This is a genomic window from Streptomyces sp. NPDC007157 (assembly GCF_040634235.1).
Classification (GTDB): domain Bacteria; phylum Actinomycetota; class Actinomycetes; order Streptomycetales; family Streptomycetaceae; genus Streptomyces.
Genome location: NZ_JBEYFE010000003.1, coordinates 322,209 through 338,060 on the forward strand (window position 1 = coordinate 322,209; position 15,852 = coordinate 338,060).

The 15,852-nt window shown below is 72.8% G+C and carries 16 protein-coding genes; 8 read left to right on the plus strand and 8 right to left on the minus strand.

Features of this window, described 5'->3' with window-relative positions:
• The first annotated feature begins 165 nt into the window (after positions 1 to 165).
• From ABZ642_RS06975 to hypA, 8 genes are read left to right on the plus strand one after another with little or no spacing between them, the layout of a single operon-like run.
• Complete coding sequence (locus tag ABZ642_RS06975) at positions 166 to 1,656, plus strand: hypothetical protein (protein WP_360478337.1); 1,491 nt, start codon at positions 166 to 168, stop codon at positions 1,654 to 1,656.
• Positions 1,657 to 1,659: 3 nt separating this feature from the next.
• Positions 1,660 to 2,751 (plus strand): hydrogenase expression protein HypE, encoded by a 1,092-nt coding sequence (locus ABZ642_RS06980; RefSeq protein ID WP_360478340.1) that lies wholly within the window; start codon positions 1,660 to 1,662, stop codon positions 2,749 to 2,751.
• A gap of 54 nt (positions 2,752 to 2,805) precedes the next feature.
• The gene (locus tag ABZ642_RS06985; protein WP_360478343.1) at positions 2,806 to 4,596 is read left to right on the plus strand and encodes a nickel-dependent hydrogenase large subunit; all 1,791 of its coding nucleotides are present in this window, start codon (positions 2,806 to 2,808) and stop codon (positions 4,594 to 4,596) included.
• A complete protein-coding gene (locus tag ABZ642_RS06990) occupies positions 4,589 to 5,137 on the plus strand; it encodes a NifU family protein (RefSeq protein ID WP_360478346.1) in 549 nt (182 codons plus the stop codon). The genes ABZ642_RS06985 and ABZ642_RS06990 overlap by 8 nt, the downstream gene beginning before the upstream one ends.
• On the plus strand, positions 5,134 to 5,739 hold the full coding sequence (locus ABZ642_RS06995) for a DUF5947 family protein (protein ID WP_360478349.1): 606 nt from the start codon (positions 5,134 to 5,136) through the stop codon (positions 5,737 to 5,739). The genes ABZ642_RS06990 and ABZ642_RS06995 overlap by 4 nt, the downstream gene beginning before the upstream one ends.
• A 29-nt stretch (positions 5,740 to 5,768) precedes the next feature.
• Positions 5,769 to 5,975 carry a hypothetical protein gene (locus ABZ642_RS07000; RefSeq protein ID WP_360478352.1) on the plus strand — a complete coding sequence of 69 codons (207 nt, stop codon included), beginning with the start codon at positions 5,769 to 5,771 and terminating at the stop codon, positions 5,973 to 5,975.
• 58 nt (positions 5,976 to 6,033) lie between these two features.
• Positions 6,034 to 6,207, plus strand: a complete 174-nt coding sequence (locus ABZ642_RS07005; protein ID WP_360478355.1) for a hypothetical protein — start codon at positions 6,034 to 6,036, stop codon at positions 6,205 to 6,207.
• A 7-nt stretch (positions 6,208 to 6,214) separates the two neighbouring features.
• Entirely contained in the window at positions 6,215 to 6,553 is a 339-nt protein-coding gene (gene hypA / locus ABZ642_RS07010; protein WP_360478358.1) for a hydrogenase maturation nickel metallochaperone HypA, read from the plus strand.
• A 111-nt stretch (positions 6,554 to 6,664) separates the two neighbouring features.
• Here the strand turns inward: hypA and hypE are convergent, their stop codons facing one another.
• The 8 genes from hypE to ABZ642_RS07050 form a co-directional block, all read right to left on the minus strand.
• On the minus strand, positions 6,665 to 7,654 hold the full coding sequence (gene hypE, locus ABZ642_RS07015) for a hydrogenase expression/formation protein HypE (protein WP_360478914.1): 990 nt from the start codon (positions 7,652 to 7,654) through the stop codon (positions 6,665 to 6,667).
• A 67-nt stretch (positions 7,655 to 7,721) separates the two neighbouring features.
• Entirely contained in the window at positions 7,722 to 8,849 is a 1,128-nt protein-coding gene (gene hypD / locus ABZ642_RS07020; protein ID WP_360478361.1) for a hydrogenase formation protein HypD, read from the minus strand.
• Positions 8,846 to 9,136 (minus strand): HypC/HybG/HupF family hydrogenase formation chaperone, encoded by a 291-nt coding sequence (locus ABZ642_RS07025; protein ID WP_351696557.1) that lies wholly within the window; start codon positions 9,134 to 9,136, stop codon positions 8,846 to 8,848. The genes hypD and ABZ642_RS07025 overlap by 4 nt, the downstream gene beginning before the upstream one ends.
• Before the next feature lie 2 nt (positions 9,137 to 9,138).
• Positions 9,139 to 11,502: a carbamoyltransferase HypF gene (gene hypF / locus ABZ642_RS07030; protein ID WP_360478365.1), complete on the minus strand. Its 2,364-nt coding sequence runs from the start codon at positions 11,500 to 11,502 to the stop codon at positions 9,139 to 9,141.
• Positions 11,499 to 12,221 (minus strand): hydrogenase nickel incorporation protein HypB, encoded by a 723-nt coding sequence (hypB, locus tag ABZ642_RS07035; RefSeq protein ID WP_360478367.1) that lies wholly within the window; start codon positions 12,219 to 12,221, stop codon positions 11,499 to 11,501. The genes hypF and hypB overlap by 4 nt, the downstream gene beginning before the upstream one ends.
• A gap of 64 nt (positions 12,222 to 12,285) precedes the next feature.
• On the minus strand, positions 12,286 to 12,867 hold the full coding sequence (locus ABZ642_RS07040) for a hydrogenase maturation protease (protein WP_360478370.1): 582 nt from the start codon (positions 12,865 to 12,867) through the stop codon (positions 12,286 to 12,288).
• Entirely contained in the window at positions 12,864 to 14,534 is a 1,671-nt protein-coding gene (locus tag ABZ642_RS07045) for a hydrogenase maturation protein (protein WP_360478373.1), read from the minus strand. The genes ABZ642_RS07040 and ABZ642_RS07045 overlap by 4 nt, the downstream gene beginning before the upstream one ends.
• 20 nt (positions 14,535 to 14,554) lie before the next feature.
• A complete protein-coding gene (locus ABZ642_RS07050; RefSeq protein WP_360478376.1) occupies positions 14,555 to 15,769 on the minus strand; it encodes an acyltransferase family protein in 1,215 nt (404 codons plus the stop codon).
• Positions 15,770 to 15,852: the final 83 nt, after the last annotated feature.

A 15,852-nucleotide genomic window follows, 5' to 3' on the forward strand; every position in this document is an offset into this window, starting at 1 on the left:
TCCGCCCGGGCCGTCCCGCGCAGCCCGCCTCCGCCGGCCGACCCGGCGTACGCCCGGCCACACCCCGTTCGGCCCAACCCCGCTCGGCCAGAAGAGGCGAGCGGGCGTGACCGATGTGACCGTGGTGGAAGGTATGGGCCGCGCGCACGGATCCGAGGAGGCTGCATGGCCGAGGGACTGGTCGACGGCAGAGCGCCCCGCACTGCCCTGACGGACGGCCCGAAGCGCCCTCCTGGGCGGTCCGGGCATGTCTTCGGGCGGCTGAGCGCCGTCGCCGATGCCGTCCTCTACGAGGGGTACCTCCTCTACCCCTATCGGCGGTCCTCGCCGAAGAATCGTGCCCGCTGGCAGTTCGGGGTCCTCTTCCCCAGGGAGTGGGTGGAGGCCGACGGCCCGGTCAGCCCGGGCGTGTCGGGCTCGGCGGACTCCTGGTACCAGCAGACGGAGTGCCTGGTACGGGTGGACCGGCCGGACGCGGTCCTGCGGGTGCGGGTGCGGTATCTGCAGATGCAGCACAAGCAGGTCGAGGACGCCGAGGGGCGCCCGGTCGAGTCGCTGACGTGCGACGACGGCAGCGTGCAGCTGACCTTCGAGGAGGCGGTGCCGCGCGAGGTGGACCTCACGGTCACCCTGGCCGAGGGCGAGCACGGCTTTCCGGTGGGCTCGCCCGCCGGCGCCGACACGGAGGCGCTGCCCTCGGGAGCCGGGCGGATCGTCAGGCGCCGGGAGGAGGTCCGGGCGACCACCACGGTCACGGCCGAGCGGTTCGGCGAGGGACTCGTGCGGCTCCGGGTGCGCACCGAGCACCAGGGGCGCCCGGCCGATCCACACGCCCCGCGCGACCAGGCGCTGCGCCACGCCCTCATCGCCACCCACACCCTGCTCGGCGCCGAGGGCGCGGAGTTCGTCTCCCTGATCGACCCCGGCCCGGACCTTCAGGAAGCCGCCCGGAGCTGCCGCAACGACTTCACGTTCCCGGTGCTCGGCGGCCCGCCCCCCGCCGACGCCCCCGCCGACGGCTCGGTCTCCGCCCTGCTGCTCTCCTCGCCGATCATCCTGCCCGACCACCCGCAGGTGGCCCCGGAGAGCCCCGGGGATCTGCACGACGCCGGTGAGATCGACGAGATCCTCACCCTGCGCACCATGCTGCTGACGGACGAGGAGAAGCGGGAGGCCCGCGCCACCGACCCGCGGGCCGCCGAGATCCTCGACCGCGTCGACACCATGCCACCGGAGGTCTTCGGGCGGCTGCACGGCGCGATCCGTTCGCTGAAGCCGGCCGCCGGCCGTCCCGCCTGGTGGCAGGAGGGCGCCGACGAGGGGCTCTCCCCGGCCACCGACACCGTCCTGGTCGACGGTGTGCGGGTCGGCGGCGGCTGCGCGGTGCGGCTGCGCCCGCGCCGCCGGGGCGCCGACGCCCAGGACATGTTCCTGGCCGGACGGACCGCCACCGTGGCCGCCGTCTTCCACGACGTGGACGGCAGCACCCATCTCGCCGTCACCGTCGACGACGATCCGGCGGCCGAACTGCACGGCTGGTACGGCCGTTTCCACTACTTCCGGCCCGACGAAGTCGAGCCGCTCGGGGGCACCGACGTCCCGGACCCAGCGGTGGCACAAGAGCCGCCCGCGGGACCCACTCCATCGGAGGCCTAGCGTATGAGCACCAAGAACGGCACCACCGCCGTCGGCGGCGAACCCAGCGAAACCGGCGAACACCAGGGGTTCGACGAGATCACCATCCTGTGGATCTCCGAGGGCATGAGCTGCGACGGCGACACCGTCTCCGTGACCGCGGCGGACCAGCCCTCCATCGAGGACCTGGTCCTCGGCCTGATCCCGGGCATCCCGAAGGTCAACCTGGTCAACAAGGTGCTGTCGCCGAGCCTGGGCGGCGAGGACTTCCTCGCGCCGTACCGGAAGGCCGCGCGGGGCGAGCTGGGGCAGCCGTTCATCCTCGTCATCGAGGGCTCGATCCCGAACCAGAACATCATCGAGGGCGAGGGCTACTGGACGTCCTTCGGCAACGACCCGGAGACCGGCCAGCCGCAGACCCTCAACGACTGGATCGACCAACTGGCGCCCAAGGCCTGGGCGGTGGTGGCCATCGGCACCTGTGCCGCCTTCGGCGGCATCCACGCGATGGCCGGCAACCCGACCGGTTCGATGGGCCTCGCGGACTACCTGGGCTGGGACTACAAGTCGCAGGGCGGGCTGCCCGTGGTGAACATTCCGGGCTGCCCGGTGCAGCCGGAGAACTTCATGGAGACCCTGGTCTGGGTGCTCTACCACGCCGCCGGCACCGCTCCCCCGCCCCCGCTGGACCACATGCTGCGTCCGCAGTGGCTGTTCGGACGCACGGTGCACGAGGGCTGCGACCGAGGCTCGTACTACGAGCAGGCGTCCTTCGCGATGGACTACAACTCCCCCAAGTGCCTGGTGAAGACCGGCTGCTGGGGTCCGGTCGTGAACTGCAACGTGCCCAAGCGGGGCTGGATGGCCGGCGTCGGCGGCTGCCCCAACGTCGGCGGTATCTGCATCGGCTGCACCATGCCGGGCTTCCCGGACGCGTTCATGCCGTTCATGGACGAGCCGCCCGGAGGCACCCTCTCCTCGCTGGCCATCAAGCCGTACGGCGCGGTCATCCGCCGCCTGCGCGGCTTCACCAACGACCTGGTCAACCACGAGCCCAAGTGGCGCCACAACAAGCGCAAGCTCACCAGCGGGTACGCCCCGCGCTGGCGGCCCTGACACGCCAGAGTCCTCCCGCCCCACATCCCCCCACAGCAAAGGCCAGCGACGCTGATGACAACCGAGGCCCGGCAGAAAGGGCGCAAGCCCGCGCAGATCGTGGACATGTCCTGGGATCCGATCACTCGGATCATCGGAAACCTGGGCATCTACACGAAGATCGACTTCGCCAACCGGGAGGTGACGGAGTGCCACAGCACCTCCTCCCTCTTCCGCGGCTACTCCGTCTTCATGAAGGGGAAGGACCCGCGCGACGCGGGCTTCATCACCTCGCGGATCTGCGGTATCTGCGGCGACAACCACACCACGTGCTCCGACTACGCCCAGCAGATGGCGTACGGGGTGAAGCCGCCGCCGCTGGCCGAGCACATCGTCAACCTCGGCGAGGCGGCCGAGTACATGTTCGACCACACGATCTTCCAGGACAACCTGGTCTTCGTGGACTTCTGCGAGCAGATGGTCAAGGCCACCAACCCGAGTGTGCTGGCCCGCGCCGAACGCACCGCCGCCCCGCGCGGTGACATCCACGGGTACCGGACCATCGCGGACATCATGAAGGCCTTCAACCCCTTCGAGGGCGAGGTCTACAAGGAGGCACTGAAGGTCTCCCGGACCACTCGCGAGATGTTCTGCCTGATGGAGGGGCGGCACGTCCACCCCTCCACGCTGTATCCGGGCGGTGTGGGCACCATGCCGGCTCCGACCGTGTTCACCGACTACCTCAGCCGGCTGATGCACGTCATCGACTTCGTGAAGAAGGCCGTCGCCATGAACGACGACGTCTTCGACTTCTTCTACGAGGCGCTGCCGGGCTACGAGGAGGTCGGCAAGCGCCGTATCCTGCTCGGCTGCTGGGGCGCCTGGCAGGACCCGAAGGTCGTCGACTACAAGTACGAGAACATGGACCGCTGGGGCAAGGCGATGTACGTCACCCCGGGCATCGTGGTCGACGGCGAACTGGTCACCAACAACCTGGTCGACATCAACCTGGGCCTGAGGATCATGCTCGGCAGCTCGTTCTACGAGGACTGGGTGAACGAGGACCCGTTCGTCACCCACGACCCGCTGGGCAACCCCGTCGACATGCGCCACCCGTGGAACCAGACGACCCTTCCGGTGCCGCAGAAGCGGGACTTCGACGCCAACTACAGCTGGGTGATGAGCCCGCGCTGGTTCGACCAGCGCACCGGCGACCACCTGGCCCTCGACACCGGCGGCGGCCCGCTGGCCCGGCTCTGGACGACCGCGCTGAGCGGCATCGTCGACACGCCGTACATCAAGGCCACCGGCAGCAGTGTGCGGATCTCGCTGCCCAAGGGCGAGAGCCTGCCGGAGACCACCCTGGAGTGGAAGATCCCGAAGTGGTCCAACACCCTCGAACGCGACCGTGCCCGGCCGTACTTCGTCGCCTACGCGGCGGCCATGGCCCTGCAGTTCCTGGACGAGGCGATGGGTCTGGTGCGGTCCGGCGACACCAAGGTGTTCGAGGACTTCGAGGTGCCGGACGAGGCGATCGGCTGCGGCTTCCACGAGGCCGTGCGCGGGGTCCTCTCCCACCACCTGGTGATCAAGGACAAGAAGATCGCCAACTACCACCCGTACCCGCCGACCCCGTGGAACGCCAGCCCCCGGGACAAGTTCGGCACCCCCGGTCCCTACGAGGACGCCGTCCAGGGCCAGCCGATCTTCGAGGAGAACGGCCCGGACGACTTCAAGGGCGTCGACATCATGCGCACGGTCCGCAGCTTCGACCCGTGTCTGCCGTGCGGTGTCCACATGTACACGGGCAAGGGCAAGACGCTGAGCGTCACGCACTCGCCGACGTACGGGGCGGACCATGGCTGAGCCCGGGCGGCTCGACGGCCCGGCGGTCGAGACCCGGCTGGCCCGCCTCGACTCGCTGCTGGAGGGGCTGGAGTCAGCTCCGGGCCCCACCGGCGGCTCGGCCGTGGAGGCGGTGCGCCTGCTGACCGAGGTCTACGGCGAGGCGCTCGCCCGCGTCCTGGACCGCGCGGACGCGGCCCTGGCCGAGCGGCTCTCCGGCGACGAACTCCTCGACCACCTCCTGGTCCTGCACGACATCCACCCCGACTCGCCCGAGAGCCGGGCGGCCCGCGCGGTCGAACGGCTGCGCCCCGCCGTGCGCGAACGCGGCGGTGACGTCGAGTGGGCCGGTGTGGAGGGCCAGGTGGGCCGGGTGCGGCTGACCACGGGCGGCGGTTGCGGGTCCGGGTGCGGCGGAGGTACTACGGAGGTGGCCGACGTGGTCCGGGAGGCGGTGCTCGCCGCGGCCCCCGAGCTGACCGACGTGCAGCCGGTGCCCGAGGCCCCGGCCCCCGCCTTCGTCCCCCTGGACTCCCTGCGCCGGCCGCAGGAGGCCCGGTGAGCACCGACGGAGCCCTGGCCCGCCTCATCCGCTCCGCCGCCGACCACCGGCCGGCGGCGGAGGCGGAGGTGTGCGACCTGTGCGCCGCCCCGGTGCCCGAGAACCATCCGCATCTGTACGACTCCGGGCAGGGCGAGGTCCGCTGTGCCTGCCGTCCCTGCTCGGTGCTGTTTCCCGGAAAGCCGGGACAGGGCACCGGTGAAGTCCAGTTCCGGCTGATCCCGACCCGCCGGGTCCGGCTCCCGAAGGTCGACACCGCGGCCCTCGGGGTCCCGGTCGGACTGGTCTTCTTCGTACCGCGCGCCGACGGCTCGGTCACCGCCGAGGGGCCGAGCCCGGCGGGTGCCATGCGCTGGGATGTGGACGCGGCGGCCTGGCAACGGGCGGTCGCCGGCTGCCCGCCCCTGGCCGGTATGGCGCCCGACGTCGAGGCGCTGCTGGTCAACACCGTCCACGGCCTGGACCACCACTGGATCGCGCCGGTCGACGACTGCTTCCGCATGCTCGCCGTGGTCCGCCGGGAATGGCGCGGCCTGTCCGGTGGCGGCCGGATGTGGCCGGCCGTGGAGCGTTTCTTCGAGGAGCTCACCGAGCGGCCTTGAGGAACGGCAACACAGGAAGGAGAAACCCCATGGGAAGCATCCGAGTGGGCCGAGCCCAGGTGAAGCCCGACACGCCGTCCCACGTGCCCGGCATGCACCAGGGCAACAAGGGGCCGCACACCAGCCAGACCGGGCATCACCCGGACGGCACCGCCGACGCGCGGCGCTCCACCGGCATCCACTGGAAGCGGCACGACACCCTGCTGGACGTCATGCCGAACATCCCTCCCGGCTGAACCGGTCGAGAGCCGAACCGGACGACAGCGGACCGAGAGAGAACTGGGAGTCCCCCATATGAGGCAACGAACGAGAGGTACGACGGCGGCCCAGCGGGTGCTGACCGCCGAGGTCGCCCTGGTGGGCGCCCTGTGCGTGGCGCTGCTCGTCACCGAGATCCCCAGCCTGCTGCGCGAGCTGAAGATCTGGCGCATCTCCGGCGGGCTGGGTGCCGGTCACCGGTATCCGTGAGGCCGGCGTGCACGAACTGTCCATCGCGACCGCGATCGTGGATCAGGCCGGCGCGTGGGCCCGGGAGGACGGGGCGGACACCGTCTCGGCGGTGTCCGTCCGGGTCGGGGAGCTGTCCGGGGTCGTCCCCGACGCCCTGACCTTCGCCTTCGAGGTGGCCCGTGACGGCACCGCCCTGGCGGGGGCGGACCTCGTGGTCGAGCAGGTGCCCGCGCGGGCCTGGTGCGAACCGTGCGCCGAGGAGTTCGCGGTGGGCATGCCGCCGTTCTTCTGGTGCCCGCGCTGCGACCGGCCCTGCCCCGAGCTGCGCAGCGGCCGGGAGCTGGAGATCACCGCCGTCGAATGACCCTGCCGGTACCCGGAACGGACCTGGGTACCGGCAGGGTCTTCGCCTTGACCGGACTCGCCTCGACCGGACTCACCTTGACCGGCCTAGCCTCGACCGGCTTCGCCTCGATCAGCAGATCCGCGGGAGCTGTTCTCCCAGGGGCAGGTCCACGACGCGGGTGCCGCCGAGTCCGGTGGCCACCACGACCATCCCGGGGTGGTCGGCCACGCACTCGCCGATCCGGGTCGCGCCCGCCCCCTGCGGGTGGGCGCGCATCGCCGCCAGGACGGCCTCGGCCTCCGTCGGGGGTACGAAGGCGACGAGCCGGCCCTCGTTGGCGACGTAGAGCGGGTCGAGCCCGAGGAACCCGCAGGCGTTGGCCACCGCGTCCGGGACCGGGACGGCCCGCTCGGTCAGCCGTACCCCCGTGCCGGAGGCGCGGGCGATCTCGTTCAGCGAGGCGGCCAGGCCACCGCGTGTCGGGTCGCGCAGGACGTGGATGTCCGGGGTGACGTCCAGCATGGTGGCGACCAGGTCGGCGAGCGACGCGGTGTCGCTGGCGATCTCGACGCCGAACTCCAGCCCCTCGCGGACGCTCAGGACGGCCACCCCGTGCAGTCCGATCGGCCCGCTGACGATGACGGCGTCGCCGGGCCGGGCCCGCTGCGGCCGGATGTCCACCCGCTCGGGCACCAGACCGACCCCGGCGGTGGTGACGTACACCCCGTCCCCGTGGCCGGCCTCGACCACCTTGGTGTCGCCGGTGGCGATGGTGACTCCGGCCGTCTCGGCGGCCGCGCCCATGGCCCGCGCGACGCGTTCGACGACGGCCAGCTCCACGCCCTCCTCCAGGACGAACGCGGCGGAGAGGTAGGCGGGCCGGGCGCCGCTCATCGCCAGGTCGTTGACCGTGCCGTTGACGGCGAGGTCACCGAGACAGCCGCCGGGGAAGAACAGCGGCCGTACGACGTAGGAGTCGGTGGAGAACGCCAGCCGGGCGCCGCCGAGCTGGAGGACGGCCGAGTCGGTCATCCCGGCGAGCAGGGCGTTGCCGTAGGCGGGGACGAAGACCTGCTCGATCAGTTCGGCGGAGAGGGCGCCGCCTCCGCCGTGGCCCATCACCACGACCGGCTGGTCGCGGATCGGCACCGGACAGCTCCAGTTCGCCGGGTCGGCGACGGTCTGCTCAGCCAACGGGGTTCATCTCCTCGCGCGGGAGCGCCGGTTCGGACATCCGGCGGTAGAGGTAGTAGGCGGCGCAGGCCCCCTCGCTGGAGACCATGGTGGCGCCGAGCGGGGTGCGCGGGGTGCAGCTGGTACCGAAGGCCGCGCACTCCGTGGGTTTGATGAGCCCCTGGAGGACCTCGCCGGCCCGGCACTCGGCCGGTTCCTCGGTGCGGATGCCGGTGACGTCGAAGCGGTGCTCGGCGTCGTACGCCCGGTAGGCCTCGCTGAGCCGCCAGCCGCTGGCCGGGATGGGGCCGATGCCCCGCCAGGAGCGGTCGGTGACCTCGAAGACCTCTTCGATCATGCGGATGGCCGCCGGGTTGCCGTCCTCGCGCACGGCACGGGCGTAGGCGTTCTCCACCCGGTGCTCGCCGCGCTCCAGCTGAAGGACGGTACGGCGGATGCCCTCCAGGATGTCGAGCGGTTCGAAGCCGGTGACGACGACGGGGACCCGGTGGCGTGCGGCCAGCTCCGGGTACTCGGTCATGCCCATCACGCTGCACACGTGCCCGGCGGCCAGGAAGCCCTGCACCCGGCAGCTGGGGGCGGTCATGATGGCCTCGATGGCCGGGGGTACCCGCACATGGGAGACCAGCAGGCTGAAGTTGGTCAGGCCGAGGCGCTTGGCCTGGTGGACGGCCATGGCGTTGGCGGGGGCGGTGGTCTCGAAGCCGATGGCGAAGAACACCACCTGACGGTCCGGGTGTCGCTGGGCGAGCTTCAGCGCGTCGAGCGGCGAGTACACCACCCGGACGTCACCGCCCTCGCCCTTGACCCGGAACAGGTCCCGGTCGGTGCCGGGCACCCGCAGCATGTCGCCGAAGGAGCAGAAGATCACCCCGGGGCGGGCGGCGATCTCCAGCGCCTTGTCGATGCACTCCAGCGGGGTCACACAGACCGGGCACCCCGGGCCGTGGATCAACTCCACCTCATCGGGGAGGAGTTGGTCGATGCCGTGCCGGATGATCGAGTGGGTCTGGCCGCCGCACACCTCCATCAGGGCCCAGGGCCGGGTGACGACGGACCGGATCCCGTCCAGCAGCCGGCGGGCCAGCTGGGGGTCGTTGAACTCGTCGAGATACTTCACCGGGCCTCGTTCCCCTCGGCCTGCCGGGCCGCCTGCTGCCAGGCGTCGCCGAACTCCTCTTCCAGCAGGCCGAGTTCCTCGAAGAGCTGGAGGGAGGCCAGGGCCGACTCCTCGTCGAGCCGCTGGAGGGCGAAGCCCACATGGACGATGACGTACTCACCGACGCGGACGTCGGACACGTACTCCAGACACGCCTGTTTCTGTACACCGCCGAAGTCGATCAGGCCGGTGAGCGGATCGGCCGTGTCGTCGATGCTCACGACTCTGCCGGGCACTGCCAAACACATGGTCACTCCGTCTCGTCGCTGACTGCCGTACGTCGGCCGTCGGGGGGTCGTTGTCCGTGGGCCGCGACCATCAGCTGCCCGAGCGCCAGCCCGCCGTCGTTCGGCGGGACTTCTCGGTGCCGGACGACGGTGAACCCGTGGTCGTGCAGCAGGTCGGAACCCGCTTGCTCCAGAAGGGCGTTGGCGAAGACGCCACCGGTGAGGGCGACGGTGGCCAGGCCGGTGGCCCGGCGCGCCGCCCGGCACAGCTCCAGGACCGCCCGGGCGACCCCGCGGTGGAAGCGGGCCGCGATCACCGGTACCGGGGTGCCGCGCCGCAGGTCGGTGACGATCGCGCGCAGCGTCGGGGCCGGGTCGAAGCGGTCGCCGAAGGGGTAGGCGGCCGTGTCCTCGCCCCAGGCCAGGCAGGCCTGCGCCTCCAGTTCCAGGGCGGCCTGCGCCTCGTACCCGGCGCGGTGGCACACGCCCGCGAGGGACGACACGGCGTCGAAGAGCCGGCCCACGCTCGAGGTGGCCACGCAGCCGACCTGGCTCGGCAACTGCCGGGCCAGCAGCCTCAGTTCCTCGCGCGAGCAGGCGGCGACGCTGGGCAGGTCCGCATCCCACGGCAGGCCGGCCGCCCACAGCCGGGCCAGTGCCATCCGGCACGGGTTGGCGACTCCCGCGTCGCCGCCGGGGAGCGGGGCCGGGGCGAGGTGGGCGAGGCGCCGGTAGCCGGTGTAGTCGGCGACGAGCACCTCGCCACCCCAGACGGTGCCGTCGTCGCCGTACCCGGTGCCGTCGAAGGCGACGCCGATGACCGGTGTGGTGCCGTCCAGGCCGGCTTCCGCCATGGCGGCGGCGACATGGGCGTGGTGGTGCTGGACGAACACCGGCTTCTTCACGGGCAGTTGAGCGGCCCGGCGGCGGGCCCAGGCGGACGCGTGGTAGCCGGGGTGCCGGTCGGCGGCGACCAGCTCGGGGCGGACTCCGGTGAGCCGGTGCAGATGCTGTTCCGCGCGGACGGCGGCCTCCAGCGTCGCCAGGTCGCCCATGTCGCCGATGTGCGGACCGAGCCAGGCCAGTTCGCCCTCGCCGACGCACAGCGCGTTCTTGAGGTCGCCGCCCACCGCGAGCGCGGGCCGTACCGGGACGGGCAGGCTCAGCGGTCGTGGCACATATCCGCGGGAGCGGCGCAGGACCTGTTCGGTGCCGTCGGCGCGCACCCGCAGCAGGGAGTCGTCGCAGGGCGAGGCGATGGGCCGGTCGTGGGCGAGCCAGGCGTCGGCCAGTCCGAACAGGCGGGTCAGCGCCTCCTCGTCGTCCGTGACGATCGGCTCGCCCGAGCGGTTGCCGCTGGTCATCACCAGCACGCGGGGGCCGGGCGGGTCGCCGGGGAGGCCGAACAGGAGGGTGTGCACGGGGGTGTAGGGCAGTATCACGCCGAGGTGGGGGCTGCCGGGGCGGACCCCGGCCGCCAGCCGTACACCGGCGCGGGGGCGGAGCAGGACGATGGGGCGGCGGGGGCCGGTGAGCGCGGCCCGTTCGGCGGCCCCGACCACGGCGATCCGCTCCACCCCCGCCAGGTCCGCGCACATCACGGCGAACGGCTTGTCCCCGCGCGCCTTGCGGGTGCGCAGGGTGTCGACGGCCCGGGCGTTGTCGGCGTCGCAGGCCAGGTGGTAGCCGCCGATGCCCTTGACGGCGACGATCTGGCCGGCCGCGAGCAGCTCTCGCGCCTGTGAGAGGGCATCACCATCGCGAGTGGCTCGCACTCCGTTGCCCGCGGCGGGGACCAGCCGCAGCCGGGGCCCGCAGTCCGGGCAGGCCACGGGCTGGGCGTGGAAGCGGCGGTCGGCCGGGGCGTCGTACTCCCGGGCGCAGTCGGCGCACAGGGGGAAGCCGGACATGGTGGTGACCGCGCGGTCGTAGGGCATGCCGGTGGCGATGGTGAAGCGGGGGCCGCAGTGGGTGCAGGTGATGAAGGGGTGCCGGTGTCTGCGGTCGGCCGGATCGGCCAGCTCCCGCAGGCAGTCGGCGCAGGTCGCGGTGTCTGGCGGGAGCAGGGTGCGGCCCAGGGACGACTGCTCGGTGGCGCGGATGGTGAAGCCTGGGTCCGCGCCGGTGACGGGTACCTCCTCGACGGCGACGGCGGTCACGGTGGCGAGCGGCGGCGGCTCGGTGGCGAGCAGCTCGCAGAACCGCTCGACGCCGACCGCCGTTCCCTCGACCTCGATGAGCACGCCGTCGGCCGTGTTGCCGACGAACCCGGTCAGCGTGAGACCGGCGGCGAGGCGGTGGACGTGCGGGCGGAAGCCGACGCCCTGCACGGTTCCCCGCACGGTGATGCGCCGGCGGACGGCCGTCGCCGTGGTGGGGGCCGTCACGAGGCGCTGGGCGCGTGGACGTGACCGTGCGGGTGCGGGGCGAGGGGCGGCCGGTGCGCGGGAGCACCGTCCCGTACGGCGAGCACCCGGTCCAGGACCGTGTCGACGCCCTCGCCGGTGCGGGCGCAGGAGCGGACGATCTCCACCCCGGGGTTCACGCGCCGCACCTGGTCGGCGAAGGCGGTCTCGTCGAAGCCGGCCGGCCCGGCGAGGTCGGTCTTGGTGAGCACGACCAGGTGGGCGGAGCCGAAGGCGGTGGGGTACTTCGCGGGCTTGTCCTCGCCCTCGGTCACCGCCATCAGCACGATCCGCAGCTGTTCACCGAGGTCGTAGGAGGCCGGGCAGACGAGATTGCCGACGTTCTCCACGAACAGCAGCGCGGTGTCCGGCGGCAGCCAGCCCTCCAGGTGGCCGCGTACCTGCCGGGCCTCCAGGTGGCACAGCCCGTCGGTGAGCAGCTGTTTCACCGGCGCTCCGGAACGGGCCAGCCGCCTGGCGTCGTTCTCGGTGGCGAGGTCGGCGGTGAAGGCGGCGACGGGCACGTCCCGCTCCAGCGCCCGGGCCAGCACCCGGCCGAGCAGTTCGGTCTTGCCGCTGCCGGGGCTGGAGAGCAGGTTCACCACGCTCACCCCGCGCGCGGCCAGGTCGTCGCGCAGGCTGGCGGCCAAGCCGTCGTTCCTGGCCAGGACGGCCCGGGTGACCTCCTCGGACTCACACATGGGTACTCCTCGATCGTTGAGTTCCAGAAGAACCGTCGGATCGGGAGGGTCCCGTCCTGGTCCGTCAGCGATCCTCCGCGCCGGTGGCGGCCGGGTGCGGGAGCCCGGCCGGGGCGGGGCCCGTGGATTCCTCCGAGCGGGCCAACGAAGGCGTGCCCCGGGGATCGGCGAGCAGCGCCGGGACCAGAGCGTGCAGGGCTTCGACGGCCTGTTCGACCGCGTCCCGCACGGGCTCGCTCAGGCCGGGGGCGATGTCCTCGTCGCCACGCGGCAGCTCGCCGGGCTCGCAGGCGAGTACGAGGACGCGCGGCAGGGGTTCGTCACCGAGATGGGCGGCCAGGGCCAGCACCTTCGCCGGGTCCATGCCGTGTGCTTCGGGCGGGGCCGCCTGGGCGCCGTCGGGGAGGTCGGGTTCGATCAGGGAGAGCGTGCCGGGGCGCAGGCCGCGGGCCGCGGCGTCCACGAGTACGGCGACCGTCCAGCCGCCGAGCAGCGCGTAGGCGAGGTCCATGCCCCGGATGCCGAAGTCCCGGACCTGTACCTCGGGGGGCAGCGGGCGCCGGGCCAGGGCGCGGATCACCTCGGGGCCGAAGGAGTCGTCGCCGAGGAAGATGTTGCCTACGCCCGCCACCAGCAGCCGCGTCACCGGGCACCGCCCGGGACCTTGCGGACGAAGTCCGAGCGCAGCGAGTGGTAGGCGGCGGCCGGGTCGAAGAACAGGGCGCGCATCCGGTCGAGTTCGTCCTTCCGGTACGCGGCGAGCGGCCGGCGTGCCTCGTCGGCCTCGCGCGCCGCGGCCTTGGCGACGAGGCGCCGGCCCAGATCCGGGGCGGCGGCGAGCTCGGCCGCCAGCTCCGCCACCTCGGCGGCGAAGCGCTGTGCGGGGACCGGCAGCAGCCGGTCGACGAGTCCGGTCCTGGCCGCGGTCGCGGCGCTCACCGGCTGCGCCTCCTCGGTCAGCCGCCGGGCGGTCTCCGCTCCGGCGCGACGGGGCAGCGAGTACGTCCAGAACTCCGAGCCGTACAGGCCCATCCGCCGGTAGTGCGGGTTGAGGACGGCGCCGGTGCGGCACCAGACCTCGTCGGCGGCGAGGGCGAGCATGGCGCCGCCGGCCGCCGCGTTGCCGGCGAGCGCCGCCACGACCAGCCGGTCGGTGGTCCGCAGCACGGCCTCCACCAGGTCGTCCATCGCGTTGAGGTTGGCCCAGGACTCCTCGGCGGGGTCCGGGGCGGCCTCGATGACGTTCAGATGGATGCCGTTGGAGAAGAAGTCCCGGTGGCCGCCGAGCACCAGAACCCGGGTCGGCCGGGCGAGCGCGTACTCGTAGGCGGCGAGCAGGCGCCGGCAGTGGTCGGTGCTCATCGCGCCGCCGGGGAAGGAGAAGGTGACGTAGCCGACGTCGCCGCGCTGCCGGTAGCGGATGTCGGTCCAGGTGCGGCGGTCCGGGGGCAGTTCCAGCGGGGCGGGGCTGTCGGGGAGGCCGGGAGAGGCGAGGACGTCGGCCGCGGGGCGGCGGAAGGGGGCGGGGTCGCCGGAGGTCTTGCGGGGGCGCAGCTCGGGGATCCACACGGCGCCGTCCCGGGTGGCCCGGCAGACCGCGCCCGCGCGGGTCGCGAGCAACTCACCGGGGCGGCCGCGCAGCCGGTCCTCGGGGTGGCCGCCGTGCAGGAACAGCTCCCGGCCGAGGAGTTCGTCGAGGACCCCGGGCTGCGAGTCGGCGCCGCGCAGCTTGCGCAGCACCGTCTCGGTGTCGTCGGCCGCCCAGTCGATCCGCCGTCGCGTCTGGCGGAAGACGTCCCGCCAGACGATCCGGCCGTGGATCGAGGGATCGCTCTGCGGCACCGGCTTGTACGAGCCCTCCGCATACCGTCGTACGGCCTCGTGGACGGCGGTGAGGGCGGCGTCGGCGACCTCGTTGCGGTAGAGGTCGCTCTTGCCGACCGGCTCCACCGGGAAGGGCTCGCTCGCCCAGACCGCGCCCGCGTCCACGGCCGTCTCGGCCTGGAGCACGGTCACTCCCCAGCGGGGTGCCTGCCCGGCGACGGCCCAGTCGAGCGAGGAGGGGCCGCGGTCGCCGGGCGGTCCCGGGTGCACGACCAGGCAGGTGTGGTCCCGGCAGACGTCCCCGGGGAGCGCGGTCTTCAGCATCGGCGCGATGATCAGCTCCGGGCGCCGGTCCCGGACCGCGGAGCGGACGGCGTCGGGGCCGTGGGTGGCGAGGACGACCTCCACGTGGTGGCCGAGGTCGGACAGTTCGGCGTACACCCGTTGGGACAGGCTGTTGAAGGCGCTGGCGACGAGCAGGATGTCCATGGTGCGGCATATTCGCCGCTTCAGCGGTTTCCGGAAAGCACCCCGGCGGCGTTTCGTCGGCCGTCCTGGTCGGCGCGCCCCTCCCGGCCCCGGAACGCCCACTCCATCCGGGGCTCCATCACGAACCGGAAGACCCGGCGCACCGGCGGTGTGCACAGCAGGGTCACCACCACGGCGGCGACGAGGGTGACCGTCACCGCGCCCAGCGGGCCGTGCGTCCAGGCCGGGTCGTAGAAGTGGGCGGGCTTGGCGCTCTGCGCGACGAAGCCGTGCAGCAGGTAGCCGTAGAGCGTGCCCGCGCCGAGGGTGGTGAACCAGGTGCGGCGGCCCGGCACCCAGGCGAGGAAGCAGGCGACCAGCACCAGGGAGCAGCCGAAGACGGCGAGGGTCATGACGGGCCCGTACCAGGCGGGGGCGCCGAGCTGCTCGGCGCTGTCCCGGTGGAAGAACCAGCGGTAGCCCAGACGCGGCACCGACCAGTACGCCACGGCGAGGGCGCACAGGGCGACGGGGACGGCCCACAGGCGCACGCTCCACCGGCGCAGCAGGCTGAAGTGCTCCGGCCGCAGGCACAGGCCGAGCACGAAGTACGGCAGGAACTGCAGGACCCGCTGCAGGTCGAAGTCGCTGCCGATGGACGGCGTGAGGCTCGCCAGCGCGGCGACGGCGAGCGCGAGGGGCAGCGGCCACCGCACGAGCCGCCAGATCGGCGTCGTCAGCCGCCAGATGAACAGGGCCGCCAGGAACCAGGTCAGATACAGCGGGTCCAGCAGGCTGATCTCGCGGTCGGGGGCGTGGTCGCTCCACCGGGTGAAGAGGGTGTAGGCGACCTCGAACACCACGTAGGGCACGGCGACCCCGGTGACCAGCCGTTTGATACGGGCGGGGCCGGCGTCGAAGCTGCGGGAGAAGTAGCCGGAGATGATGATGAACGCCGGCATGTGGAAGGCGTAGACGAACGTGTAGAGCGCCGTGACGGTACGGCTGTCCGAGCGCAGCGGCTCCCAGGCGTGCCCCACGGCCACGAGCACGATCGCCAGGTACTTCGCGTTGTCGAAGTAGGCGTCGCGCCGGCCGGCGGCCGGGCCGTTCCGGGTGGCCGGGCCGGTCCGTGCGCCCGGGCGGGGCGGCGGGACCGGGGTCCGGTCCGCGTCCGCCGCCCGGGCGGTCGGCGCGTCGACTGTGGCTGCGGTCTCGCGGGAGCCGGACAGACCAGAACACCTCTCACACGACATGCGCTCCGGGGAGCGACGGGGAGCCGTACGCGGGTCCCCGCACGGAGGGGGTGCAAACGACGGCGGTACACAAGGCGGTACTC

Excerpts from the sequence above, each read along its gene's own strand:
- hypE (WP_360478914.1), bottom strand. The coding sequence starts at position 7,654 with ATGGGCCACGGCGGAGGCGGCGCCCTCTCCGCCGAACTGATCGAGCAG.
- ABZ642_RS06980 (WP_360478340.1), top strand. The coding sequence starts at position 1,660 with ATGAGCACCAAGAACGGCACCACCGCCGTCGGCGGCGAACCCAGCGAA.
- ABZ642_RS07050 (WP_360478376.1), bottom strand. The coding sequence starts at position 15,769 with ATGTCGTGTGAGAGGTGTTCTGGTCTGTCCGGCTCCCGCGAGACCGCA.
- ABZ642_RS07025 (WP_351696557.1), bottom strand. The coding sequence starts at position 9,136 with ATGTGTTTGGCAGTGCCCGGCAGAGTCGTGAGCATCGACGACACGGCC.
- ABZ642_RS06985 (WP_360478343.1), top strand. The coding sequence starts at position 2,806 with ATGACAACCGAGGCCCGGCAGAAAGGGCGCAAGCCCGCGCAGATCGTG.
- ABZ642_RS06990 (WP_360478346.1), top strand. The coding sequence starts at position 4,589 with ATGGCTGAGCCCGGGCGGCTCGACGGCCCGGCGGTCGAGACCCGGCTG.
- ABZ642_RS06975 (WP_360478337.1), top strand. The coding sequence starts at position 166 with ATGGCCGAGGGACTGGTCGACGGCAGAGCGCCCCGCACTGCCCTGACG.
- ABZ642_RS07000 (WP_360478352.1), top strand. The coding sequence starts at position 5,769 with ATGGGAAGCATCCGAGTGGGCCGAGCCCAGGTGAAGCCCGACACGCCG.
- hypB (WP_360478367.1), bottom strand. The coding sequence starts at position 12,221 with ATGTGTGAGTCCGAGGAGGTCACCCGGGCCGTCCTGGCCAGGAACGAC.
- ABZ642_RS07045 (WP_360478373.1), bottom strand. The coding sequence starts at position 14,534 with ATGGACATCCTGCTCGTCGCCAGCGCCTTCAACAGCCTGTCCCAACGG.
- ABZ642_RS07005 (WP_360478355.1), top strand. The coding sequence starts at position 6,034 with ATGAGGCAACGAACGAGAGGTACGACGGCGGCCCAGCGGGTGCTGACC.